Origin of the sequence: Lentibacillus sp. JNUCC-1 (genome assembly GCF_009741735.1) — a bacterium.
Classification (GTDB): domain Bacteria; phylum Bacillota; class Bacilli; order Bacillales; family Amphibacillaceae; genus Lentibacillus_B.
In genome coordinates this window covers 493083-518429 of record NZ_WHOH01000003.1, presented here as the reverse complement: position 1 = coordinate 518429, position 25347 = coordinate 493083, and the positions used below count along the sequence as shown (strand labels likewise).

The 25347-nt window shown below is 41.3% G+C and carries 31 protein-coding genes and 3 pseudogenes; 4 read left to right on the top strand and 30 right to left on the bottom strand.

Annotated elements, in window-relative coordinates:
* Position 1 precedes the first annotated feature (1 nt).
* From JNUCC1_RS13125 to JNUCC1_RS13105, 5 genes and pseudogenes are all read right to left on the bottom strand, one after another.
* Positions 2-949, bottom strand: a complete 948-nt coding sequence (locus tag JNUCC1_RS13125; RefSeq protein ID WP_156645904.1) for a dipeptidase — start codon at positions 947-949, stop codon at positions 2-4.
* A 23-nt stretch (positions 950-972) separates the two neighbouring features.
* Positions 973-1658: pseudogene (locus JNUCC1_RS13120) on the bottom strand (gamma-glutamyl-gamma-aminobutyrate hydrolase family protein).
* Positions 1659-1955: 297 nt separating this feature from the next.
* Positions 1956-3023, bottom strand: a complete 1068-nt coding sequence (locus JNUCC1_RS13115; RefSeq protein ID WP_331713889.1) for an RNA-guided endonuclease InsQ/TnpB family protein — start codon at positions 3021-3023, stop codon at positions 1956-1958.
* 237 nt (positions 3024-3260) lie between these two features.
* Positions 3261-3464, bottom strand: coding sequence for an alpha/beta-type small acid-soluble spore protein (locus JNUCC1_RS13110; RefSeq protein WP_156645902.1), 204 nt, complete (start codon positions 3462-3464; stop codon positions 3261-3263).
* A 117-nt stretch (positions 3465-3581) separates the two neighbouring features.
* Positions 3582-4295, bottom strand: coding sequence for a hypothetical protein (locus tag JNUCC1_RS13105; RefSeq protein ID WP_156645901.1), 714 nt, complete (start codon positions 4293-4295; stop codon positions 3582-3584).
* A gap of 190 nt (positions 4296-4485) precedes the next feature.
* On the opposite strand from JNUCC1_RS13105, the gene JNUCC1_RS13100 reads away from it, so the two are divergent.
* Positions 4486-4941, top strand: a complete 456-nt coding sequence (locus JNUCC1_RS13100; RefSeq protein WP_156645900.1) for a CoxG family protein — start codon at positions 4486-4488, stop codon at positions 4939-4941.
* A gap of 18 nt (positions 4942-4959) precedes the next feature.
* On the opposite strand, the gene JNUCC1_RS13095 is transcribed toward JNUCC1_RS13100, so the two are convergent.
* Positions 4960-5709: an HAD family hydrolase gene (locus tag JNUCC1_RS13095; protein WP_231784215.1), complete on the bottom strand. Its 750-nt coding sequence runs from the start codon at positions 5707-5709 to the stop codon at positions 4960-4962.
* Between the two features lie 139 nt (positions 5710-5848).
* On the opposite strand from JNUCC1_RS13095, the pseudogene pflB reads away from it, so the two are divergent.
* Together pflB and pflA are read left to right on the top strand one after the other, a co-directional pair.
* Positions 5849-8085, top strand: a pseudogene (gene pflB, locus JNUCC1_RS13090) (formate C-acetyltransferase).
* 33 nt (positions 8086-8118) lie between these two features.
* On the top strand, positions 8119-8868 hold the full coding sequence (gene pflA / locus JNUCC1_RS13085) for a pyruvate formate-lyase-activating protein (protein ID WP_156645899.1): 750 nt from the start codon (positions 8119-8121) through the stop codon (positions 8866-8868).
* A gap of 175 nt (positions 8869-9043) precedes the next feature.
* Here the strand turns inward: pflA and JNUCC1_RS13080 are convergent, their stop codons facing one another.
* The 7 genes from JNUCC1_RS13080 to JNUCC1_RS13050 form a co-directional block, all read right to left on the bottom strand.
* Positions 9044-9367, bottom strand: a complete 324-nt coding sequence (locus JNUCC1_RS13080) for a nucleotidyltransferase domain-containing protein (protein ID WP_156645898.1) — start codon at positions 9365-9367, stop codon at positions 9044-9046.
* On the bottom strand, positions 9340-9720 hold the full coding sequence (locus JNUCC1_RS13075; RefSeq protein ID WP_197431741.1) for a HEPN domain-containing protein: 381 nt from the start codon (positions 9718-9720) through the stop codon (positions 9340-9342). Before JNUCC1_RS13075 ends, JNUCC1_RS13080 begins: the two co-directional genes overlap by 28 nt.
* A 240-nt stretch (positions 9721-9960) precedes the next feature.
* The gene (locus tag JNUCC1_RS13070; protein WP_156645896.1) at positions 9961-10425 is read right to left on the bottom strand and encodes a hypothetical protein; all 465 of its coding nucleotides are present in this window, start codon (positions 10423-10425) and stop codon (positions 9961-9963) included.
* 183 nt (positions 10426-10608) lie between these two features.
* A complete protein-coding gene (locus tag JNUCC1_RS13065) occupies positions 10609-10773 on the bottom strand; it encodes a hypothetical protein (protein ID WP_156645895.1) in 165 nt (54 codons plus the stop codon).
* 41 nt (positions 10774-10814) lie between these two features.
* Positions 10815-11003, bottom strand: coding sequence for a hypothetical protein (locus tag JNUCC1_RS13060; protein WP_156645894.1), 189 nt, complete (start codon positions 11001-11003; stop codon positions 10815-10817).
* A gap of 1351 nt (positions 11004-12354) precedes the next feature.
* Positions 12355-12921 carry a hypothetical protein gene (locus JNUCC1_RS13055; RefSeq protein ID WP_156645893.1) on the bottom strand — a complete coding sequence of 189 codons (567 nt, stop codon included), beginning with the start codon at positions 12919-12921 and terminating at the stop codon, positions 12355-12357.
* 480 nt (positions 12922-13401) lie between these two features.
* Entirely contained in the window at positions 13402-13623 is a 222-nt protein-coding gene (locus JNUCC1_RS13050) for a hypothetical protein (protein ID WP_156645892.1), read from the bottom strand.
* Between the two features lie 283 nt (positions 13624-13906).
* On the opposite strand from JNUCC1_RS13050, the gene JNUCC1_RS13045 reads away from it, so the two are divergent.
* Positions 13907-15100, top strand: coding sequence for an IS256 family transposase (locus JNUCC1_RS13045; protein WP_156643798.1), 1194 nt, complete (start codon positions 13907-13909; stop codon positions 15098-15100).
* A gap of 556 nt (positions 15101-15656) precedes the next feature.
* Here the strand turns inward: JNUCC1_RS13045 and JNUCC1_RS13035 are convergent.
* The 17 genes and pseudogenes from JNUCC1_RS13035 to trpB all read right to left on the bottom strand — a co-directional run bounded on the left by JNUCC1_RS13035 (position 15657) and on the right by trpB (position 25330).
* Positions 15657-15839, bottom strand: coding sequence for a PspC domain-containing protein (locus JNUCC1_RS13035; protein ID WP_156645890.1), 183 nt, complete (start codon positions 15837-15839; stop codon positions 15657-15659).
* Positions 15840-15916: 77 nt separating this feature from the next.
* The gene (locus JNUCC1_RS13030; RefSeq protein ID WP_156645889.1) at positions 15917-16138 is read right to left on the bottom strand and encodes a hypothetical protein; all 222 of its coding nucleotides are present in this window, start codon (positions 16136-16138) and stop codon (positions 15917-15919) included.
* Between the two features lie 97 nt (positions 16139-16235).
* Positions 16236-16436, bottom strand: a complete 201-nt coding sequence (locus JNUCC1_RS13025; protein ID WP_156645888.1) for a hypothetical protein — start codon at positions 16434-16436, stop codon at positions 16236-16238.
* Positions 16437-16876: 440 nt separating this feature from the next.
* Positions 16877-17074 carry a hypothetical protein gene (locus tag JNUCC1_RS13020; RefSeq protein WP_156645887.1) on the bottom strand — a complete coding sequence of 66 codons (198 nt, stop codon included), beginning with the start codon at positions 17072-17074 and terminating at the stop codon, positions 16877-16879.
* Between the two features lie 156 nt (positions 17075-17230).
* Positions 17231-17509, bottom strand: coding sequence for a hypothetical protein (locus JNUCC1_RS13015; protein WP_156645886.1), 279 nt, complete (start codon positions 17507-17509; stop codon positions 17231-17233).
* 167 nt (positions 17510-17676) lie between these two features.
* Positions 17677-18201, bottom strand: a complete 525-nt coding sequence (locus tag JNUCC1_RS13010) for a hypothetical protein (RefSeq protein WP_156645885.1) — start codon at positions 18199-18201, stop codon at positions 17677-17679.
* A 6-nt stretch (positions 18202-18207) separates the two neighbouring features.
* Positions 18208-18531, bottom strand: coding sequence for a hypothetical protein (locus JNUCC1_RS13005; RefSeq protein WP_156645884.1), 324 nt, complete (start codon positions 18529-18531; stop codon positions 18208-18210).
* 39 nt (positions 18532-18570) lie between these two features.
* Complete coding sequence (locus JNUCC1_RS13000; protein WP_156645883.1) at positions 18571-19806, bottom strand: hypothetical protein; 1236 nt, start codon at positions 19804-19806, stop codon at positions 18571-18573.
* Positions 19807-19996: 190 nt separating this feature from the next.
* Entirely contained in the window at positions 19997-20320 is a 324-nt protein-coding gene (locus JNUCC1_RS12995) for a DUF3784 domain-containing protein (protein WP_156645882.1), read from the bottom strand.
* 150 nt (positions 20321-20470) lie between these two features.
* Positions 20471-20644, bottom strand: a complete 174-nt coding sequence (locus tag JNUCC1_RS12990; RefSeq protein ID WP_156645881.1) for a hypothetical protein — start codon at positions 20642-20644, stop codon at positions 20471-20473.
* 34 nt (positions 20645-20678) lie between these two features.
* Entirely contained in the window at positions 20679-21131 is a 453-nt protein-coding gene (locus tag JNUCC1_RS12985) for a UPF0158 family protein (RefSeq protein WP_156645880.1), read from the bottom strand.
* Positions 21132-21155: 24 nt separating this feature from the next.
* The gene (locus JNUCC1_RS12980) at positions 21156-21395 is read right to left on the bottom strand and encodes a hypothetical protein (protein ID WP_156645879.1); all 240 of its coding nucleotides are present in this window, start codon (positions 21393-21395) and stop codon (positions 21156-21158) included.
* Positions 21396-21431: 36 nt separating this feature from the next.
* Positions 21432-21788 carry a hypothetical protein gene (locus JNUCC1_RS12975; protein ID WP_156645878.1) on the bottom strand — a complete coding sequence of 119 codons (357 nt, stop codon included), beginning with the start codon at positions 21786-21788 and terminating at the stop codon, positions 21432-21434.
* A 60-nt stretch (positions 21789-21848) separates the two neighbouring features.
* Positions 21849-22055 carry a hypothetical protein gene (locus tag JNUCC1_RS12970; RefSeq protein WP_156645877.1) on the bottom strand — a complete coding sequence of 69 codons (207 nt, stop codon included), beginning with the start codon at positions 22053-22055 and terminating at the stop codon, positions 21849-21851.
* A gap of 361 nt (positions 22056-22416) precedes the next feature.
* Positions 22417-23484, bottom strand: a complete 1068-nt coding sequence (locus tag JNUCC1_RS12965; RefSeq protein ID WP_331713888.1) for an RNA-guided endonuclease InsQ/TnpB family protein — start codon at positions 23482-23484, stop codon at positions 22417-22419.
* Positions 23485-23629: 145 nt separating this feature from the next.
* The gene (locus JNUCC1_RS12960; protein ID WP_156645875.1) at positions 23630-24007 is read right to left on the bottom strand and encodes a MerR family transcriptional regulator; all 378 of its coding nucleotides are present in this window, start codon (positions 24005-24007) and stop codon (positions 23630-23632) included.
* 154 nt (positions 24008-24161) lie between these two features.
* Positions 24162-25330 (bottom strand): annotated as a pseudogene (gene trpB / locus JNUCC1_RS12955) (tryptophan synthase subunit beta).
* Positions 25331-25347 lie beyond the last annotated feature (17 nt).

Here is a 25347-nt window from a genome sequence, read left to right as displayed (position 1 = left end):
CCTAACTGGGCAAATGGTCCATAAAATTCTGGTAAGCAAAATTCTTTACTTGTGTTTCACTGTAATGCTTTTGCAGTTCGTTGATGAGGTTCGGATATTGCCCTGCATTTTCAAGCCCTTTTACGAATGATGAAATGCCATCAAAGTCAGATCCAAAACCGATGTGATGTTCCCCGCCGAGGCTGCAAAAATGATCGATGTGGCGGATGAGGTCAGTAATCGATGCTTCGTCACGGTCTGCGTTAATAAAAGGCGGATTGAAGACGACATGAATGAGACCGCCTTTTTCGAACATGGCTTTAGCTTGATCATCGTACAGATTGCGGCGATGGTCACAGATGGCGCGGGCGTTGGAGTGGCTGGCAAACGGATAGTCCGCGTGTTTCAGTATATCCCAGAACCCTTGAACGGTGCTGTGTGCAACATCGGTCCATACGCGGTGTTCATTGTTGAGTTTAACGACTTCTTTACCAAGCAGTGTCAGACCGCCGCCACGTGGTTCACCCGCTCCATCAGCACACAGATTGGCGTTGTTCCAGGTCATGCCGATCGACAACACACCAAGTCTGTACAAGTGCCGCAGTTTCACGAGATCGTTGCCGAACGCATCTGCGCCTTCCAGGGTCAGGACAGCACCAATTTGCCCATCCTCTAGTGACGAAAGATCCTCCCATTTGCGAATATGTACCATTTCGGGATTCTTATCAATGATCTCTGTATAAAAAAGATCAATTTGTTCAAGCGCGTGTTGCCATTTTTCTTCTGATGGCACATCCGGTTCGATAAAGATGGCAAAGAACTGGACTTTTACACCGCCTTCTTTAAGTCGGGCCAGACTCGTATCCAGTTCAGGTGCGTTTTTGAAGTCAAGCAGGTCTTGACCGTATGCTGCGCCTCGTTTTGCCAATTGTAATTTCAGCAGTGCATCACAATGTGTATCGATGATCATAAAACAGATTCTCCTTTATGTTTTTAAGATTGACTTTTGCAGGCTTCTATAAATCCATTATAAATCTGGCGAGAAGCTTCGTCACCTGATGTGAGCATATTCTCCGGATGCCACTGCAAACCGAGCACAAAGCGGTGGGCTTCTGACTCGACTGCTTCAATGATCATATCACTTGCCAGGCCACTTGTTTTCAATGGTGCTTTCACCCGTCTGTTCGCCTGATGGTGCCGGCTGTTCACTCTGAGTGTGTCCATACCAGTCAATCGATGAAGTAAACTATCTGCAGTTACCTCAACAAAATGGGAACCGTGACCAAGTGGGGCATTTTGACTGTGTTGCAATAGGCTGCGGTCGATTTGCGTATAAATATCCTGATACATATCCCCGTCCATCGCTATGTTCAGAATTTGAATCCCACGGCAGACAGCCAGAACCGGCTTATCCAGATCAAGCATCCGTTTGATCATCGCCATTTCAAAAGCATCACGAGAAGGAATAATCGTCCCGAGATTCGGATGCGGCTCTTCTCCAAACAACGTCGGGTCAATGTCATATCCCCGGTTAAATACAGCCCATCAAGTCTGTTAGCCATTTCCTCGATGTCTGCTTCCTTTAAGTAATGCGGTAAGATCACGGGAATGCCCCCGGTTTCAGAAATGGCTTTTACGTTTGCGTTGGCAATTTTGTAATACGCTTCATCCAGTTCCATTGACGTCGTAATTCCAATAATCGGTTTCATGCGTCTCCCCCTGTCCATCTAATTGATGCCGTTTGGTTTCATGTATATGTCTTACAACAACTATATAGAAACGCGGCGGATTTTTGAAGTGAATTATATTGGCTTTGACACTCCCACAGCTAAAGCAGTGGGATTCTCGAGTGCTAAGACGTTCGCAGTCCCTTTCGGTTTTGAACTAGCCTCAAGTTAAGGGGGCTGCCATGGCCCCGTCCAACTGCGTTATGAATTGTACCGCAATTGGCGGTATACCTGTTACCGGTACACGAGTTATATAACTTGTTTATGTTTGGAGATGCCTGACAGGGCTTTTGCGATATTGATGCTTGCATTTAAATCCGCGTGGTTTTTATAGCTGCACTTTTTACATTTGAACCTCAAACCATTGCGGTTTTTCTTGTCACAATTTCCGCATTTACATGTTTGCGATGTATAATTTGGCACGACATATTCAACCGTGATGCCTGCCATTTCTGCTTTATACTGAATGAATGTCTGAAGCTGATGGAAACTCCAATTGTTCAGGTTTCTGCCTGCCTCTTTTTTTGATTTAGCCATGCGAATACCTGTCAAATCTTCCATTCTGATCAGTCCAACACCGTTGGACCTGGCAAAGCGTATGATTCGACGGGATATAGTATGATTCATTTCTCTCATCCAAAGCGACTCTTTATCTTTTGACTTTTTGATAGCTTGAAGTTTTTTCAGCTTGCCCAGCTTACGTCTTCTTGAAGAAAATCTTCTTCTTTTGAAGGCTATTTGATTGCCTTTAAAAAATAAACTTTTCGTGCCGACACTGCATGTGGCGATGTTTTTCAACCCAAGGTCAATACCCAATACCTTCTCATTGGTCGTTTTTTCTACGTCATAGGAAATGGCAATTGTCACAAACCAGCGTCCTCTCTTTTTAAAAAGGTCAACCGTACCTTGTTTGGCTTCACCGTTTAAAATCTTATCGAGCCATTTTTGCTGAAACGGTCGGACGACCAAAGGCACGCCGATACGTTTTTCAAGTGTCGGGAAGCTGATTTTATAAAGCCTATCATATTCTATTTTGGCGTTTTGGTTATTGAAAGCACACCAAAGTCTTTTATATTTTTTCACTTTTTGGTGTCTCTTTTGACTTTTCACGTCCCGAATCGTTTGATTAACAACTGCTGAGGGCAGTTGTTTGTTGGATGAGAACAGCTTGAAAACTTTGGATGTCGCTTTGTTCAGATCGTCATAAGTCAAAAGCCAATTAGCGAAATCCGTGTTTGTTTGTGTCATTGTTTGATACACATTTTGTTTTTCTATTGTCGGCTTTAGCAATTCTACTTTCAGAGAAATTGTTGGCACCATTTCACCTCCTCATATATATTATATCACAAAGGGAACATAAGTTCTATTTTTACTTTAATTGTTTAGACCTTTTAAGTTCATGTTTTAATATATTCGCTCTCATCCCACACCTGAAGGAATGGGCTTCCCCGCTCATTAGTACGGTAAGGAAATGATGTGGATGTGCAGACTGGGCGGGGGTTTTTCCCCATTCAAAAAAAGGGCCTCAAAAACGAGACCCTCCATGTACTTCAATTATTTTCTATTGTTCATGCTTTCCTCAGCGATTTTGATCATGCGTTTGACCATTTCGCCGCCCACTGATCCGTTCTCTCGTGCAGTTGTATCGGCTCCGAGCTCAACGTTGAACTCGTTTGCGATTTCCGTCTTCATTTTGTCGACGGCATTGTCTGCACCTGGCACCAACAAATCATTACGTCTGTTTCTGTTGTCGCCCATGACTGATCACTCCTTGGGTTATTGAAAAGCAAACAGATTCCCATCTGTTCTTGCTTAGCTTTTACCCAAACGGATCGTCTTAGCCCTTGTAAAAAACGGAAATCATGTCATATGCTTTCATGAAGCATTGTTGTTGGCATTATCGTTGCCATTGGAATTGTCATTACCTTCACCCTCGCCCGGGTTCTCAGGCTTAGGATCTTTAGGCTGTTCCTCTGATGGCGGATCCTCTTTTGGTGGCTTCTCTGGCTTTGGTTTTGGCTTTTCAGGTTTGTCCGCATCAGGTGGATCCTGTTGGTCTTCCTCTTTTTTAGGTGGCTTAGGATCTTGTTTATCTTTGTCAGGCTTTTCTTTTTGAGGTTTGTCTGACTCGACTTTCTGGTTGTTGCTTCCTCCAGTTTCCACAGATACACCTGAGTTTTGATTTCCGGTCTTATTGACTGGTTTTTTGCTTGTGCTTGAACCAGATGAATAGGAGGGCTGTGTCGTCTCTGTACGTTCTGTTGTCTCATAAGTCTTCTGCTCTGTGACCTCTTCAACATCCGAATCGTCCGACAGCATGTCCTCTTCCGCTGCAATCTCATCTTCTATTTCCGCCAGTTCCATCGCTTCTTTGGTTTGATAAAAGTTTTCCCCTGCATCAGGTTTCATATGTAAATAAGATAAGTGCTCATGATGCAGTGCTACTGCACGGATCTGTGCGTCATCAGTCGTCACGGAACTGACTGGTGCGGATGTCAGGCTTTTAAAAATCCAAAAACCGCCTACTCCGAGTGGAATCAGCAGTAAAAGCGTAGCCGCAATGCCAATGGCTTCTTTTTTTACGTCCATGGTTTCACCTCTGTTTCTTCTCATTGATTTAGGTTTATTTTACCATTTATATCTCGAAAATAGGGAAATTCTATTGAAAAACATGTTTCTAAACAGGCTTTAAGGGAAAAAGAATGAACAGGATTGTGTATTTTTCAGGTATAGAAGCTGCCTGCATTTGATATACATTTACAATGAGGAGGAATTGAATATGCCGAGTGGAACACATGCTGAGGTCTTAAATGTACCGGTTGACGATGTTTGGAACTTTGTAAGTGATATTGATAAATGGGCTCCCTTGATGCCAGGGTATGTCGAACATGAAATTCTCAATGACAAAGAATCAAAGTGGGCGTTTTTCGGTGATATTGGCATCGCCCGCAAAAAAATCAAATTGAAAGTCCACATCAAAACATGGCAGGAGCCATCCTTAATTGAATTTGATTTAACTGGTCTGAATGAAAAATTCACGGGCGAAGGCTCTTTTCTAGCTGAGACGGCCGACAAAGACAAAACAAGAATGACTGGTTATCTGGATATTAAAGCAAAAGGGATGCGTGCCCCGGTGATTAACAGTGTCCTAAAATCGTTTGTCCCGAAGCAAACGCGTAAATTGACTGAGTCTATGGCTGAGAAAATCAAGCCGAGAAGCCAAGCGCGAAACTAGTACAGTTTCACTTGGCTGTTATAGTGAATTCGCCGCTTGATCTGGCTGAGAAAAAATAGGCCAGTTTTTTTCTTGAGCCATTTTCACCATATCATCACTTGGATTCACCACGATAGGGTGTTTGACAAATTCCAACAGTTCCACATCACTTAAGCTATCTGCATATGCCCATGTATCCTGCACATCTCCTTGTTGTGCAGGATGGTTTTCTTTTAACCACTGCTGCACCTTGTCCACTTTCACCTGCCCGTTCACAATCTCTCCAATTTCTCCTGTACATACGCCATCAGAGTTAACTTGAAGTTCCGTTCCAATAACATGCACGTCCAGTTGCAGCGACTCAATAAACGCATAAAGAAATGGGCGTAAAGCTCCGGATAAAACAATGACCGTGTCCCCGTTATTCTGATGTTCCCGAACCCGGCTGACAAGTTCATGATTCACATTGGGTTTGCCAACGACAACAAGCTGATTGAAGAAATCCGTCAGTTCCCCCTCTGTTTTTCCTTTAAACGAACGGGCAAAAGCCTTGAAAAATCCGTGTTTAAAAGCTTCCTTCCCGCCTGTTAACCCTTTAGCCCCTGCTTTAAGCAGTCCCAGACCAACGACAGACCACTCTTTTATAGAAAAATCCGCTTTAGCTACCTGGAACATGACCTTAAATGAATTTCCTTTAAACAACGTTCCATCAAAATCTACTGTTACAAGCCCCATATCTGTTTGTCCCTCCGTTCTTTCAACCATCATATCAAGTAAGCCCTCTGCCATTCCAGTTTTTTCCCTCTTTACGATGCTTCATACCGACATAAATTCTTAACAATTTAAGGGTGTACCAGTCAAAAAGTATGTTATGATTAGTACAGTGATATTGTTCAACACTTCACAAACTATTTAGGGGGTTTTCGCTATGCACACTCAGCCATGGAATGGTTTTAAAAGCGGCCTTTGGGAAAAAGAAGTCAATGTACGCGATTTTATCAACAAGAACTTTACCCCGTATATGGGTGATGACGCTTTTCTGGCAGGACCTACAAATGACACAACAGACCTTTGGAAAGAAATAATGGAACTGTCGAAACAAGAGCGCGAGAACGGGGGGTCCTGGATATGGATACCTCTATTGTATCCACCATTACATCCCATGCGCCCGGCTATATTGACAAGGCTAAAGAACGCATCGTCGGTTTGCAGACTGACGTCCCTTTCAAACGTTCCCTGCAGCCGTTTGGCGGCATTCGCATGGCTGTTGCGGCTTGCGAATCCTATGGCTACAAGGTTGACCAAGATGTGCAAGATACTTTTACCCATTTTCGTAAAACGCATAATCAAGGCGTTTTTGATGCCTACACACCTGAAATGAGACGCGCCCGCAAAGCTGGGATCATCACTGGTTTGCCTGATGCTTATGGCCGCGGCCGTATCATTGGTGATTATCGTCGTGTTGCGCTATACGGTGTCGATCGCCTCATCGAAGCCAAACAGCAGGACCTCGCAGAAATCGGGGCTAATGGGGCGATGTTCGATGACGTTATGCGTGACCGGGAAGAAACAACCGAACAAATTCGTGCCCTTCATGAACTGAAAGAAATGGCAGCCGGACATGGCTTTGATATTTCACGACCCGCTACAACCGCCCATGAAGCATTTCAGTGGCTCTATTTTGGCTACCTAGCTGCCATCAAAGAACAAAACGGCGCTGCAATGAGTCTCGGCCGTGTCTCAACTTTTCTCGATATTTATATTGAACGTGACTTGGCTAAAGGCCGCTTGACTGAAGAAACCGCACAAGAATTGGTCGACCATTTCGTTATGAAACTGCGACTCGTCAAGTTCGCGCGCACACCTGACTATAATGAACTTTTCAGCGGGGATCCAACTTGGGTCACCGAGTCCATCGGCGGTGTCGCATTAGACGGCACACCGCTTGTGACAAAGAACTCTTTCCGTTTTCTGCACACATTGAAAAATCTCGGGCCAGCGCCTGAGCCAAACCTGACTGTTCTCTGGTCTGAAAATCTGCCAGAGCGGTTCAAACGGTTCTGTGCGAAAATGTCCATCGAAACCAGTTCCATCCAATACGAAAACGACGATCTCATGCGTGACATCTATGGAGACGACTATGGCATTGCCTGCTGCGTGTCTGCCATGACAATCGGCAAGCAAATGCAATTCTTCGGTGCCCGCGCGAACCTTGCGAAAGCATTGCTCTATGCGATCAATGGCGGTGTCGATGAAATATCCCATGTCCAGGTGGCCCCAGCTTATGCACCGATTACAAGCGATGTACTTGATTTTGAAGAAGTCATGGAAAAATACGACACCATGCTCGACTGGCTCGCTGGTCTGTATGTCAACACTTTGAACGTCATTCACTATATGCACGACCGTTACAGCTATGAACGCCTTGAAATGGCGCTCCATGACAAAGATGTTTTTAGAACCATGGCCTGTGGTGTCGCCGGACTATCTGTTGTGGCAGACTCTTTGAGCGCCATCAAACACGCCAAGGTTAAAGTGATTCGGGACGCAGAAGGGCTGGCCACTGACTATGAAATAGAGGGCGACTATCCCGCATACGGCAACAACGACGACAGAGTTGATGACATCGCTTCAGAACTCGTCACACGGTTTATGAATAAAATCAAGCAACACCACACGTATCGCGACGCTGAGCATACCCAGTCCATTCTGACCATCACATCAAACGTCGTATACGGCAAAAAAACCGGCCACACACCAGATGGCAGACGAGCAGGCGAACCTTTTGCACCAGGCGCTAACCCAATGCATGGCCGTGATGAAAAAGGCGCACTCGCATCTCTTTTATCAGTCGGGAAATTGCCTTACAGAGATGCACTCGACGGCATCAGTAACACCTTCTCGATCGTGCCAAAAGCACTCGGACGCGACAGTGAAACACAACAAATCAACTTGACAGCCATGCTCGATGGCTACACAGACCAGGGCGGCCATCACCTTAACATTAATGTATTTGACCGTGACACCCTGCTTGACGCCATGGAGCATCCGGAAGAATATCCGCAGCTGACCATACGGGTAAGCGGATATGCCGTTAACTTTATAAAACTGACACGCGAACAGCAAATCGACGTCATCAACCGGACATTCCACGAAAGCCGGTAATACGACACTGTGATTTTGAAGGAGGTTTTCACCATGGAAGCTCGCATACACTCTGTTGAAACATGTGGTACATTGGACGGCCCAGGACTGCGTTATATCGTCTTCATGCAAGGCTGTCCTTTAAGATGCCAATTCTGCCACAACCCCGACACCTGGAAAATGGGGGACGGACGCCGCGTTGACTTGGATGAGATCATTAAGGATATTGAAACGTATAAGCCCTTTTTCAAGGCGTCAAACGGGGGCGTCACCATCAGCGGTGGCGAGCCCCTCCTTCAAATTAAAAGTGTCATCTACTTGTTCAGAGAACTTAAGAAAAGGGGCATCCACACCGCCATCGACACCGCCGGCGGATGCTTCTCAAACTCCCCATCATTCCGCGAACAGCTGGATGAACTGATGGAATTGACCGACCTTGTACTAATGGACATCAAACAAATCAATGCAGAGAAACATAAATCCCTGACCGGCATGACCAATTCACACATCCTGGAATTTGCCAAATATCTTGCTGAAAAACACGTGCCCGTCTGGATCAGACACGTCCTCGTCCCCGGCATATCTGATATAGACGAAGACCTAATGGAACTTAGTGCATTTATCCAGACCCTCGACAACGTGGAAAAAGTCGACGTTCTGCCCTACCACCAGCTCGGCGTCTACAAATGGAAAGCACTCGGCTACGACTACCCCCTCGAAGGCATCGAACCGCCCGCGACAGGCCGAGTTAAGAATGCCGAGCGGATACTAAATGCTGGTGTGTGTGAACGGATGAATGGTTAGATGTGCATTTTAAAAAGAGGTGCGGATGTTGCACCTCTTTTTGTGGGTGGAAAACTGGAAATCTCCGATATATGCTCCCAAATTTCCGATATACGACCAATTTTCGCCGATATATCCTTCTGAATTTCCGATATCCAGCTAAGAATTTCCGATATAATCTTGTAAGGACTTCAAACTATGCAGAAGCACGATCTCGTCGATAGATCACTTTGCCTGTTTTTATAATTTCTTCCAAAAAGCCCCCTCTGTATTCATCTTTTCCAACTAGAACGGGTTCAATCAGGACATGAACATCCTCCCCAATACGAAAAAGTCGGGTTATGGATTGAAGATAGTCCCCTTCAATGTGTTTTACCACAACAGCGACATCAATATCACTGTGTTTATGAGCAGAACCTTTAGCATATGATCCAAATAAGACAATTAACTCTGCCGGAAATTCTTGAATGACCTGCTCTGCATATTGTTCAACTAACTTCTCAACCTCTTTTGTATCCATTCAGACAACTCCTTTGTCTTTGAATAAATCTCCAAGCATTTTTCGTTATCCAGGGCTTGCATAATTCTCTCTTTATTCTCTGGATACCGCGTCTCAATGTTCAATGGACGCAACTCTCTTATGAAGGCACGTTGATCTTCAGTAAACTCTTCAGTTAACCCTGTGAGCTCAGCTAAATATGCCAGATTGTGCGTGTAAGGTGGAACTTCTTCCTTCTGTGAAACATAAGAGCCCTTTAACATCTTTTCAATCACTTGATGACACATGAATCCCACATACAAATATCTCTTGGTATCAAGCATAGCCTTGGCCGTATTCAGGTCATATTCACCCATATCTAACCAATAGTTCACCTTATCATTCTCCATGTTAGTCACCCTATTCTAGATGTATGCTTTGACCACGTCTAAAACGACCCATTCATTCGGAAACGTTTACTTCTTGCCAATGCATATCATCTCTCCGTTCAAATATTCTTTCTCTATTATATCATAAGCATGACTGATTTTTCTAAACTAAGAATCTTTGAAGTAGCCTGTTGAGAAGTTGAAATTGTTTTGGGCTTTTATGTAGTTTAAAAGTAACAATCACCATTACAGCATTGCATCGTTACGTCTCAATTTAGAAATCAAATTGGATAAGACGAAATAAACCACTCCTACAACAGCAAATACTATAGGAAGCCACAGGAGCTGTGTTAAGTTTCCGATTGGCGCTTTAAAAAGCACACTCAATATGCTGTTAACAACATACCAAACGAACAGCAAGGTAAACTGAGCGATCATTCCACTCTTAAATGAAAGCTGATACTTTTTCGAGCACATGAGCAACGTCCAAACGATGGATACGATCAGAAAAGCAGATTCAAAGTAGTATGCATAGTTGGACAACGTTTCAAACTTGGAAAACTCCGCTTCAGTTATGTGAGATTTGCCTATTAACGGCTGCGTGAATTTTGACTTGTAAATCTCAATCGATACATAGCACAAATTTAACACTGTTAAAGCGAATATCCAGAAGGTTTGTCTGTGCGTGAAAAATTTCCCGATCTTCTTCAATAGCATCCTCCCCTTTGGCTCACCTTTGATTTTTACTTATTTTATTAACTAAATCAATGATGTAGAAAAGCTGGGCGATTATAAATGCTGCTAATAACACTAAAAATGTACCTAAGTTTGAAACAAAATAATAATGACTAAAGGCGTATTCCTACGAGTTTATTTCGGGGTGGGTTATCAATTTTACCGTTTCTTCTCTTTCGCAAAAAAACCAATTAACGTAAGCACAGATCCAAAGACCAAAACATAAAGTTCAAATCCGGCTGTTCTAAATCCAGGTTCGTGCGGAATGTATATCGAAATCAGCATGAACGCAATACCTAACAACATGAGCTTAATAGAGCGCACAAAGGTCCCCCTCCCCCTCTTCGCAGGATAAGTTTATACCGCTACTTCCCTGTCCTATTCTTGTAATGATTCACAAACTGAACAAACCAATATAATGCTATCCAAGGCAAAACGTACTGAATCAGCCATTCAATAGTGTTTGTAATCACATAAAACGCATCGTACATTAGAAGGTTTAAAACAATGATGATGACGACGAGACCGACTGTGCCATACAGCAGGTATTTCATAATAAAATTCACCTCTCTGTTTATTTTAAGCTATTTTCATATAGATTGTTTAAAGGCGGAGTATAAGTAAACTGCGAACTAACTTATGGCTGCCACTGGCAACCGCTCGGGGAAAACACTCCGCGTCCAGTGGGCGCTGATGAGCCTCCTCGCGCTGCGCGCTGTGGGGTCTCATCTAGGCTTTTGCTCCCACGGGAGTCTCCGTGTTTTCCCCGAGCTGGGTGTGAGGGGTTATTCTCTAACTCATATGCGAGTAGAACCGTCCAAGCCACTAAATTAAATAGAGTGATTGGAGCGGAGGGAAGTCGACTCCTACCATGAAAATTAAATCTCTTAAGAATCGCAAAAAGACAATATTTAAGTAGACGCAGCTCATGTTTTTTAAAAAAACTAAGATGAGAGCGTCGCTGTATTGGTGCATTTAGGTTAGTAAGATAATGTGTTCTTGATCTCCTTCCTAAGACATACGGCATCCGTTATTTATTAAGGCTGGCGCAACAACCAGAATAGGGTTAATCTACCATGAGTGCTTCCCGAATGGGAGCAACAATAAGTGATGCGCCGTGGTCGAAGGAGTCAGACTGCGGGTAGGGCTCTAAGGCACCAAGGAGTATCGACCTTCCTCATCCAGCCGTAGCACTAGTATCGCCACCCTACATCTATTTTCATCCCCTTGTGGTGTATAGCGCTTTTCGCGATACATGGTTGACTGCGGGAACAGCACGAGTCCGAAGACCCCACAGCGAGCGGTCTTTGCGAGCGAGGAGGCTGAGGCCGTGCCCGCGGAAAGCGACTTCCCGGAGCGCAAATCACGGTTCTCTCATCTTGAGTATGAGTCAAATATTCATTAGTTCGCAGTTTGTGTCGACTATGCATTACAAGTTGTAGTAAAGATAATGCTTCTCTTTGAAGGTGAATATCTACAAAGAAAACAAAATAACAATCTGCCAGTGCGAAATCGCTAATGGGATCAGTGATACTAACTTAAGCCAACTCTTTTTCGTAAAGAATCCAGCAGCTAAAAGGATGATTCCTAACAGCAGAACCCCCGTAAGAGCTATAAAAGTCATTATTCCATCTCCCCATTTTTGATGGTTTATGCGAGCTGCCTTTCCCATTTAACTTTAATAGTGCTGACTGTTTTTCCTCAAATTGCTGTCCGTAACAAAGAAAGCAACAAGGGCTATCACCATAAGTATTGCATTAACTGTATTGTTAATCACACCATATTGACTAAGTATAATTAGGCCAATTATGATAGCGGTTACAACAAGTTTCGACAATAAGAATTCACCTTTGAATTACTGTGGCAGATCTGTTCTCCTCTTCAAATGCCCCCGATTCTTAAAAATTAATAATCAATTAAAACGTCAATTTCATCCTCAATCTCATCCATAAGTTTTTTCATTAAGTCATCATATTCTTCCACATGTTCGTCTATCCAATTTACATCATTAATATCCGCTTCTGCATCATCTAATTTCTCCTGGAGATAAGTATTGATATAAGCACTTTGCTCAAAAAGTCTTTTGACATATTCTCTATGAAATTCTTCTGGTGTCATATCTAATTTTTTGGCTTGAGCTTCTGCATACTCACGAATCTGTTTTTCGTTTGCCTCCTTTGTATTTTCAGGTGGGAGCGCTTCAAATTCAGCAAAGGTTTTTTCGTCAGGTAAGTTGTTAGAAATATCAAGTCCCATTTCCTTCACTTCTTGTTTTACCAATTCTACTTCTATTGCCCAATCAAGATAATCCAGTGCAGTGTCATCAGGATACAAAAAACGTAAATCGCCTACTGTAATCTCTTGATCTTTTACCACCGCTGCTGTTTCTTTATCATCGTATTTCGAAATACCACTGCATCCAGCCATAAGAATAAAAAGTATTAAAACCGATAATTGTACACTTTTTAACATGAAAATATCCCTCCCCTCGACCCCTTCAACGACTTAAATTGTTCCTCTTCACTAAATGAATCTATTCAGGAATAGCTTGTCATTGCACATTATCCGATTATTAGTTTTTTGCTTCTTATATTTCTTGCTTTGTAAAGCAAAAAAAAGCCAAATAGATCCAAGCAAAGATACAAAGCCTTTACTGACTTCAACAGGTTTGCCTAATATCCCCCCTACTATATCTGCACTAAACAATGACATTAACGTCAAGAGAACCATTAGAAGCATTGAATGAAGAATCAACTTAGGAAATCTAATCATCGAGACTTCTGGAAAATTAAACATCTATTAACCTCCAAACGCATATTTAATCACTTTTAGACTTATCGCATAACTGAATCAAATAATGGCACAGGGTCTATGCCACAACTGTGCCCTACCTTAAACGGGCATATAAGCCATATATCCAACAACACTCAAAATTATTGGCAGCAAAATTCCTCAACTACTACAAACAATGCCGGATAATGCGATTTTTCTACTCCTTTGCTTTAAACCTTTTACTTCTCGTAATCCGATAACACCAATAATTAAACCAATAATCCCAAGTATCATACCTCCTAGCGGTACTATAGCCAATACGATTGAAATAACTCCTAAAATTAATGACGCGTTAGCTTTACCATTTGTAACGCTCCCGTTTGAAATCTCAGGACTACTCATTTTATCTCCTCCCATCTATGTAACAATCTGGATCAATTCAGGCACAATCCTTATTCCAGAATTGCGCTCTATTGCTTAATCTTTAGCTTCGGGAACGGGCATATACTTTGTGAAATAAGCAGCCAAAATCAATAATATAAAACTAATAGCCCAACTTAAAAGCGAGAGTGTAAAATAGTTTGTGTAAATAGAAATGACGATTAAACGATCTTCATTTAAAAAAGGAAGCCCCTTTCTGTAGAATAGAGTTAGCGACAACATTCACAGAAAAGAGGTCTTCCCTATGAACCATCTTACTACAGATTTAATCGAAGCACTAGCCCAAAAACAAGACATTGAAGAGGTTTTTCGTCGCCATCTTGAGACAGCTGTTAATCAGTTGTTAAAACATGAACTAACTGCTTTTCTGGATTATGAACCCTATGCCCGCGAAGGATTCCATTCTGGTAACTCACGGAACGGATTCTACGATCGCACCTTTAAAACAGAATATGGTGAACTTCAGCTTGCGATCCCCAGAGATCGAAATGGTGAATTCCAACCGGAAACTCTCGCTCCGTATCAGCGTTCCAATGACACGTTGGAACAGTTTGTCATTCATCTTTATGAAAAAGGCATCACAACCGATGAAATTGCAGATTTGATGGAGCGAATGTATGGACATCATTATTCCAGACAAACCGTATCCAACTTCACGCAGCTGGTTGCGGAAGATGTACAGGCTTTTCATGAACGGAAACTGGAGAAACGATATGTCTGCATCTATCTGGATGCAACGCACATTCCCATTCGTCGTCAAACGGTTGAAAAGGAAGCCGTTTATATTGCCATCGGCATTACCGAGGAAGGAACGAAAGAAGTCCTAGACTTCACCATCGCACCAACAGAATCGACGCATGTTTGGGAAGAAATGATCCAACACCTACAAGCGAGAGGATTGGAACAAGTCCTTCTATTCATTTCGGACGGTTTACCCGGCATGACGGACGCCATTCACCGTGTTTATCCAAAAGCCAAGCATCAGGTCTGCTGTGTTCATGTTGCCCGCAACATTGCCAGTAAAGTGCGGGTGAAAGACCGCCCAGCCATTCTGGATGATTTTAAAAACGTCTACCAAGCCAAGGATCGGGACGAAGCCGTGGATGCCTTGAATGCATTCCAGGACAAATGGAAAAAGATTTATCCACGTGTGATTGACGCGGTGGTTGGGAACGAACAGCTATTAACGTTTTATGATTTCCCTGCTTCCATTCGCCGTAGTATTTACTCAACCAATCTCATCGAAGCATTTAATAAGGAAATTAAGCGATACGTGAAACGCAAAGAACAATTTCCCAACGAAGATGCCTTGGAGCGATTCCTGGTTACTCAATTCTTAGATTATAATCAAAAATTCGGTATCCGTTGCCACAGGGGATTTGATCAAGCTAAGCCAGAATTACTGCATATGTTTGAAGATCAACAGGTGCAGGCTTAATCTCAAGTTCGCCATCCTTGACCATGTTTCGCGGTCGTGGTGGTGCATGAATGGAGAGATGGCAAAAATAAAGCCCTAAGGGCTCCATCCGCACCACGACCGATCTTTTTCTCCGCTCTCGCTGGTCGGAAACCCTGAATCCAACATAACAAATCGCAAAGAAGAGGCAACAATATGGTCAAGGACAAGCAGCTGTCACTGTGGCTCAAAAAGAAATTTTCCTGAATTTACCTATCAGCTAGCCGTTCTACCAGAACAGGGTTATTTACACAAAATTATTGACGCACCCTTAAAAGCCCCATAAAGTTCAACCAAAAAGCTAATATATTTATCAAAGCTATAAACAAAAAACATATTGAAGGTAATGCTGTTTTAATTCCTGTAACACCTGCTTTTTTCCTTTTTTTAATAATAACAGGTATGAAGAATATAAAGGCGATCGTCAAGATTATATATAACCCGGTTAGTATCATTTCCTCCCCCCTTACTAATCTGGCCCTAGAAATCAATGGCGAATGCATTTATTTATTTCTGATATGCGCCCTTTTATGCTTTTTTACAATGATGGTGGACCATCAGGTATTGTAAATACAAGAATTAAGTAAATAAGCAGATTAGCTGGTAAAATGATAAAAAGTATTCTGATCCCAAGAGAAGATACACCTAAGTATTCAGCAATACCTCCACAAACCCCTGTTAAAGCTTTATCTGTTGAGGATTTTCTTAATTTATTTTGCAATGCGCTCCCTCCCTCATTTCTATTCAGTACTAAATTCAGGCACAGCATTTGTTCAACGGCTCCGCCCTATTCTGGAATTAATTTTGCGCTTGTTTGTGTCTAAAAGAAAAATACACAACAGCCAACATGAAAACTAAAATCCATATTAAAGGCTTACTTACAATAAATATAATCCCTGCTCCTGCAATGATCATAACAGTATCCAGTTTTCTACTGAATTTCTTTTGTCCTAGAATAAGAAAAATAATCAGTGAAACAGCTACTATGCTGACCAAAATATTGAATATCATACTTCCCATAGTGGCTCATGCTCCTCTCTGTGCGGCAAAATGGGCCAATTCTAAACACACGGCGCAGATCCTTATTCAAGAATTGCGACCGATTGAAGCATAACTTTTAGTCTTCAATATCAACCAATTCAGCTTTAACAATTTGATATTTCGTTAATTCTACTGTTCGACCATCTTCGTTTTCTACAGGGATAAAATCCGTTGCAATGCCTGTATACTTACTACTGATTGAGCCCTCAATTCGTACATTTTTAAACTGCTCCCCATTGGACATTGTAATATCATAAATATGAATTTTTTTCGCCATAATATCCTCTCCCATTTAAATTTTATATGCGACAATTGGTCCTTCCCTCCAACATTGGGGCTAATCTCTGTTCAAGAATAGCGTCCGATTGCCTAATTACTATTTGCAGGCTTAGGCAAATTTTTGGTGAAATAGGCAGCTAAAATAAATAATAAAAAGCTTACAGTCCAAGTTAACAGTCCCATAAAATTAAACCAATACGCTAAAATACTTATCAAAGCTGCAAGCAAAAACAGACAGGAGTTAATGCACTTTTTATACCTGAAACACCTGCTCTTTTTCTTTTTTTAATTATAATTGGAACAACAATTATAAAAGAGACTATTGAAATTATATATAAAACATTTAACAACATTTTTTCTAACCTCCTTACCGAACAATCTGGCCCTCTGAAGGCATAATCCTTATTAAAGAAATGCGCCCTAATCTTGAATGTTAAACTATTTCTCACCTTTAGTTGAGTCCACTATTGTGCCTATTACTATACCAATGAGTATTCCTAATCCTGGTCCAAAAGCCCAAATTATGGGGGTTTTAATAAACATTCCAACAACAGTTGAAAAGATTGCGCCTCCAAGCAATCCAAAGGCGACTCCATAACCCACATATAAATTCTTATTATTATTTTTGTTAGTCATAATTAACCGCCTTCCCCTGATTTCAACTTCACACTTTTATACAAATTGGGAAAGTATTTGCTCAACAAAATGGTCCGATCGTATTATATGGTTAGCCAGTCATTTCTGGTTGACCTATTTTTTATAGGTTTTTGCGGCAATAACCTTGTCCTGTATTTAAAAAACATTGCTGCGCATTAAAAACTTTACTATTTCTGCAGCCGTAGCTATTGTGACGAACAAAAAGCACATTGTAGCGTATTTAAGATTATTTATTTTGGTGTAATAGATTCCTTTTGCGAAGAAGAAAAGAAAGGCTGCAAATAGCACTATTTCTCCATAAATTGTATGATTTTGACGGTCTAGAAGCATGAGGATTAAACTAATTACACCTACCGCTATGAAACCGATATCGAATTTAGATAAATTTTTACCGGCAGATTGATTTGCATTCATTTCGCTTCACCTCATCGTGAAAATTAATTGCTATACTGAGTAAAATTCCACTTGCCGAAATCGATATTTGCAAAAAATCAATTAACTCATCAGGCATGAATTACATTTATAACTCCCTTTATGACTAGTGCATTTCAGCTATAAACCAATCACTTTGTCTAAAACCCTTACAGAATAAAAATAACTGCTATAAGACCTAACGATGTCCACGCAAACGAATAAGCAATTTTACTTTCATTTGATATCGTATTCTTTTTTGCCTTATGTATCATTGCTACAACAGCTGCATTTATTAAGAATAAGATATAATATCCTAATACATATATCATCCAACGATTGTTTTGTATCACTGTACTAAATGGTTCTGTCACAAATAAGATGATCAGCAGAATCAGGGATATTCCAATGATCACGGGCATGATTATATACATTTTGTCCCATAATCTGTGTTTTAGGAAGGTATCGCTTTTTTTAACCTGGAAAATCATCAATAAGCTGATTAACCCAATTGTTACGATCAAAAACATAGAAGTCGTCAACACCGGTGTCGGAACGGGGTCAGTTGAAGAAAATGGTATTCCGATATCTTCTTTAAACATTTCCGCTATAAATGCGAAACCGATCAGCAGTGCAACAATAAGTCCTTGAAATAAGGTCCATCGTGAAAAAAATATAATGGAGCACCCCCTCATGATACACTACGATTGACTTGCCTTTTTGTTCCATCTATAAACAATGAAACCGCAAATCACGTAAAATACTAAAACCACAATTCCGATGGGGGTTTCATTAATAATTTGTCCTGTCTCTTGTGTTCCCATATAAATCATATGAATGGCGGGCAATATCCCGAGCAGACTGCCCCAATAGATATTCTTTATTAAAAGAAAACCGCTTATAAAAAACAATGCCAGCCAAACTAACACAACGGGTGAAACAGCAGTAATCGTATCAAGTATCGCTACTGCTCCATATAAAACGGTAAAGATAACGGCCGGAATGAAAAATAGGCTGCGTTTCATTTTCACCCTCCTCCACTAAGTTTAAATAACGCCATTGTTTTACTCTATATGCGTCAGTTCGAACGTTCGGATCACATTCAAATAACTTTCGAGCAAGTCATCATACTCTGGGGCTTCCAAGGTTATATCAAAAGTGACTTCATACACATGCCCATCAACCTCTTTTAGAAACCAGTATTCTTCGTAGCCATCAAATGTAACACGTACTGCGGTTGTGAACACACCTGTATTAAAGTCCGCATCTTCATGTAAGTATGTGACAGACCTGGCATAGTCGTGTTGAAATGCTACAAAATCATCAAGTGCCCTATTTCGGATTTCCGTTTCTCGGTTCTTAGCGTTTTCCTCTTTTGCTACTCGAATGATTAATTCCGAACTTCTTAGGCCAAAGTGTTCCTTTTCAATACTTTCATCGTATAGCGTGTCAAATGTATAACGGTATGTATGGAAAACCGGATAAGAGTAGCGGAAGGTCGCGGCTTCTGGTATTTCAAAAGAATAACCTACTTCTGGATAACTACCTTTAAGGTTGTCTGCTGGTTCATAAGATAGCTTTGTTGGTTCATCCAATACTGGATCATTCTGGAACTCATCTTTATTGTATGTCAATGTCCGAAGAGAGGCGAGCATGCTTTCAAATAGGTCTTCATCATTGCTGCTTGGGATCGACATTGAAGCCCTCACGTACTCTTCTTCCGCCTCACCAACCAAGTTATAATGCATCACACCTTGTTCTGACTCGCTTTCGATCATATAAGTGAAAGGCTCGATATCATAATCCTCATTGGTATAAACGGTGGACTCATTTTCCAATCTCTCTATTGTTTTTTCTTTTATGTCTTCGAGGAATTCATCTGATTTTTTGTTAACCTCCTCTTTAACATCTCTCATGGATTCTTTAGCTTCCGGTTCTGTTAAATCAAACGCGTAATACTTCTGCATATAAACATACTGATATTTATTAATGGGGTTAATCTTCATGGTTGGCACTTCTTTTTCAAGTGCTTCTGTTGTTGTATCAAGTTGAAATGCATGTTCATTAGCTGACGGTTCATGCCAGAAGAACATTTCCTCAGGTGCTGTGTCTCTTTCATATCTTGAAACCATTTCAAACGAATCATCGACAGTTATTTGATATGAATTTGACAGTACCCATTCGAATTCTTTCTGTTCAGCTTGATCTTGTTCAAACCCGTAAGTCGTACGATCGGGGTCATCAGTCGAACAAGCACACAACAATAGCAATCCAATAAATACAAAACTTATCTTCTTCATTACATATCCCTACCTCTAAGTTGTTCATCATGCTTCTTGTTGATTAAAAATCAATCATATATTAAATCCGCATCGGCAGCATGATATGATTTTTCTTGCGTTCGGCGTCTGCCTTGAACAAGTAGTAAACGGAGATCGCACCAATGCAAATGTTGATACGACACTTCCCAGATAACCGTGCCTATTGTTCCTACTTCTTTCTAAATCGATTCCCTGTGTTAACGTATACAAGTAAAAATATAATTGCCCCCACAAGTAAAACCAAGCTAATGTAAAATAGCCAATCCTTTTCATAAATTTGACTGATTAACTGCAACACGACACTAAATGCTAATGTGAACATTATTTTTCCCATAAACTTGCTGAGTGCGGTGACATCGTATTTTGCCTTTTCTTCTTCTGACATCGTATTAAATCCAGCAATTAACGAAGACCCTTTTCCGAGAGAAAAAACGATGCCTAACATGACCATCAAAACAATTATAAAACCATAAATCAGTATAATGGCAGTCATTCTCTCCCCTCCTTTTCGGACTTAAAATTGTCTTTCAGCCTGTTTTACATTGGTATTGCCTCTCCATTAAAGCGTTTTCAATAAAAGTGTTCTTTACCACATGCTTTGGACACTCTCATCTTGAGTACTACCTGTCTCCCAATCAAAGTTCTAGACATTACCGTTATTATCTTCAAGGGCGTTGACGCGCTCTTTTAAATTCGAAATCTCTTTTTCCAATTCATCGGTGGGGGTTTTCACCCTATGCGTGAGTGCTTTAACGATCGCCACCAGAGCTAAGACGAAAACAACGCCCCCGAGTATGAACATGAAAATGATCTCCATATATGAGCCTCCTAACCTCACATCAAAGCTTCTATTATTTTTTATAATCTATTTGATGCGCTTCACACCATTCGATCACGAACTGTTTAATTCTCTCATCACGATATGTGAACCACTCATCACGAACACCGAGTTCAATGATTTTATCTTTAAACCTTCTAAACGCACCTTTTCCTTTAATTGCACTTAATAATTTTTCTTTTTGATGAGCATCTTCAAGTGACAGGCAAAAATCTTCCATAATATCATATTCGTTTATATCTTCTTCTTCGGGAAGTTCTATATAATTGTCTTCATTTTCCAGAACATCAATGGCAACTTCCAGAGCTTCATCATCCATGTAAGGTTCATCATCTTCAGCAGCTCGCATCGCTTCTGAATCGATTATGACAACCTTTCCATTTTTCATGTTAAGAAATTGATATGACCCTGGATATTGAAGTTCAATTGCTTCGATTATATCTCCAATCTTTACACTAACGCTCATGTAACCATAACCTTTCGTTTGGATTTATGCTTTTCGTTTCTTCCTGACAATCAAAAAAAGAGTTCCCGATAGAACCAAGAGTACAGTTAATACATACGTATCCATCATGCTTAACACGAGCTTAAGCTCAAATGAACCCACATATATTTTAATGGCGACCTGGGCAATTAAGAATATTAAAGCACTCATGAAAAGATACGCTAGTACTTTTGACAGGAAGGAATGTGAATTCAATTTAATGGATCCATCTTTTTCTTTAGCCAAAACACAGCCCTCCGTCCTCCAATAAAATAGAATTCTTTACTTCAAGATTGTTATTTTTTCAGCCGCAACCATTCTGCTGTTTTTATTTTTCCTTAAGAAATATCTTTTTGTCAAAACGACGTTGACAGTCTCGGTTACTTCAATGTCGTCTATAGTCAAAATATCCCCATTTTCGTTCGTGACAATGGTGCTTTCGGTTGTTTGCACCCCACATGTATAACCGATGTCATCCGAACTGCCGCTAAATTTTACAATTGGACAATCTACTAAAAGCTGTCCGCTGTCATTAACTTCAATCACGTTGCCTGTAAAAGTGGCCGTGCTCAAACTAAAGAATAGAACCACGCCAATTATAACCATCAGCAATAATAAGGGTACTATGACTTTTTTCATGTTACTCCCTTCTTTAGCATCGCTTCACCATTAAAGTTATTGATCCTGCTCTTGAAAACCTCATACAAAAAAGATTTCAACTAACATTCTGGCTGCGATTATAACAAATGCAGCTACAATGAGTATGTACATGACCTGTTCAAAAGATGAAAGACTTCTTTTCTTTCTTATGTTAAATAAATGCTTTACATACAGATATGAACCGATCACAAATACACCTAACGAAACAGCTTCCAATACTTCTAAAATCCACAGTGTTTTTTCCAACAAAATCTCCTTTCAGATGCGACATTTTATTCAATCTTCCTCTTCTTATCCTATGATACGGCACTATGCCGATGAGGGCTTAGACAGACTTGATCTCAGTTTAACATATTTTGTTTACACCGAGAAGGAATATTCTGAAATAATGCCATAAACCAACTTACTATTTCTTTGCCGTATCCTCTTCTCTCTCCAATGCTTTTGACACTCCCACAGCTAAAGCAGTGGGATTCTCGAGTGCTAAGACGTTCGCAGTCCCTTTCGGTTTTGAACTAGCCTCAAGTTAAGGGGGCTGCCATGGCCCCGTCCAACTGCGTTATGAATTGTACCGCAATTGGCGGTATACCTGTTACCGGTACACGAGTTATATAACTTGTTTATGTTTGGAGATGCCTGACAGGGCTTTTGCGATATTGATGCTTGCATTTAAATCCGCGTGGTTTTTATAGCTGCACTTTTTACATTTGAACCTCAAACCATTGCGGTTTTTCTTGTCACAATTTCCGCATTTACATGTTTGCGATGTATAATTTGGCACGACATATTCAACCGTGATGCCTGCCATTTCTGCTTTATACTGAATGAATGTCTGAAGCTGATGGAAACTCCAATTGTTTAGGTTTCTGCCTGCTTCTTTTTTTGATTTAGCCATGCGAATACCTGTCAAATCTTCCATTCTGATCAGTCCAACACCGTTGGACCTGGCAAACCGTATGATTCGACGGGATATGGTATGATTCATTTCTCTCATCCAAAGGGACTCTTTATCTTTTGATTTTTTGATAGCTTGAAGTTTTTTCAGCTTGCCCAGCTTGCGTCTTCTTGAAGAAAATCTTCTTCTTTTGAAGGCTATTTGATTGCCTTTAAAAAATAAACTTTTCGTGCCGACACTGCATGTGGCGATGTTTTTCAACCCAAGGTCAATACCCAATACCTTCTCATTGGTCGTTTTTTCTACGTCATAGGAAATGGCAATTGTCACAAACCAGCGTTCTCTCTTTTTAAAAAGGTCAACCGTACCTTGTTTGGCTTCACCGTTTAAAATCTTATCGAGCCATTTTTGCTGAAACGGTCGGACGACCAAAGGCACGCCGATGCGTTTTTCAAGTGTCGGGAAGCTGATTTTATAAAGGCTGTCATATTCTATTTTGGCGTTTTGGTTATTGAAAGCACACCAGAGTCGTTTATATTTTTTCGCTTTTTGGTGTCTCTTTTGACTTTTTACATCCCGAATCGTTTGATTAACAACTGCTGAGGGCAGTTGTTTGTTGGATGAGAACAGCTTGAAAACTTTGGATGTCGCTTTGTTTAGATCGTCATAAGTCAAAAGCCAATTAGCGAAATCCGTGTTTGTTTGTGTCATTGTTTGATACACATTTTGTTTTTCTATTGTCGGCTTTAGCAATTCTACTTTCAGAGAAATTGTTGGCACCATTTCACCTCCTCAACTGTATTATATCAAATCAAGAACATATGTTCCAGTTTTATTTTAATTGTTTTGACCCTTTTATTTTTAAGATCATGTCTTAATATATTCGCTCTCATCCCACACCTGAAGGAATGGGCTTTCCCGCTCATTAGTACGGTAATCGGTCTTGGAAATCTGCTAGCAATGTTTCCATCTCTGAACGGATCTGGGTCAGTTCTTCAATTCGTTCTGTTACTTCAGCGACTTTTTCAGTTCCATATTCAATCGTTCGTTCCAGTTGTTTGCGTCCAGTGCGGTCCCGGTCAAACAGCTCAATCATTTCTTTGATTTCATCCAATTTAAAGCCATATTTCTTCCCGCGCAAAATCAATTTAAGCTGGATATGTTCTTTTTTGCCAAAAAGACGTTGTCCGTTATTCGTGCGTTCGGGTGCAAGCATGCCGAGTTCTTCATAATACCTAATGGTCCGAGTTGTTACGTCGTAATGAGTTGCCACTTCTCTGATTGACATTTTTTCAGATTCCATTTGTCTCACCTCAAGCTGGGTATCATTGATATGTATAGTTTAGCATTTTTATCCAAACTCAGCTTGTGCATCAATGTTTTCATATGAAAAAGTTGACTCTGCCGGACATTGGATTTGTCGGCAGAGCCAGCTTTTCGGGTCGATTATTTATTTTTTAGCCTCTAAGCATTTGAAACACTTGGGCGACGTCTTTATCGCCCCTCCCAGAGAGATTCACTACAATGATATCGTCACGGGACATAGATTCAGCCATTTTCATGGCATATGCCACCGCATGGGCGCTTTCGAGGGCTGGAATAATGCCTTCTGTCTGTGATAATTCCTGGAAAGCCGTTAATGCTTCTTCACTTGTGATTGTATAATATTCTCCGCGGTTGCTCGTCTTTAAGTAACTATGCTCAGGCCCGACGCTTGGATAATCGAGACCTGCCGCAATCGAATAAGTTGGCTGTGGATCACCATGCTCATCGACCAATGTTAAACTTTTGAATCCGTGCAGCACACTCGCTTGACCGTTTGTAATCGTGGCAGCCTCGGCAGGTTCTACACCAACCAGCCGAACATCGGGCTCCTCAATATAGTGAGCGAACGCCCCGATTGCATTGCTCCCCCGCCCACACAAGCGACGACAGCATGCGGAAGGCGTCCTTCCACCTCAAGGATCTGCTGTTTCGATTCTTCACTGATCACCGACTGAAAGTGTTTAACAATCTCAGGATACGGATAAGGACCCACCGCTGAACCGAGCAAATAGAATGTATCGCCGTGATTTCGGATTAAGTCTCCCAGGGCCTCATCGACAGCATCTTTAAGCCGGCCCTGACCATTTTCAACTGAAACCACTTCTGCACCAAGGAGTTCCATTTGAAACACATTGAGTGCCTGTCGTTCCATATCGGTTTTACCCATGTAAATGACACATGGAATGCCGAACATTGCACATGCGGTAGCTGTGGCTACACCGTGTTGGCCTGCACCTGTTTCAGCAATGATTCTTTTGGCATTCATTCGTTTAGCCAAAAGTATTTGTCCAATTACGTTATTGATTTTGTGAGCGCCAGTGTGGTTCAGATCCTCTCTTTTCAAATAGATCTTTGCACCGCCCACTTTGTTTGTCAGATTACCTGCGAAAGTCAGGGGGTTTTCCCGTCCAACATAGGACTTGAGATACTGACGGAATTCCTCTTCAAATTCCGGATCGTTTTTGTACGTGTGGAAAGCGTTCGCCACTTTATCAAGTGCGGATTCCAATTCTTCCGGAACGTAACGTCCGCCAAACTCCCCATACAAACCTTTTTCTGCTAAACTCTGCTCTTTCCTCATTCTCTCATCTCCTCTAA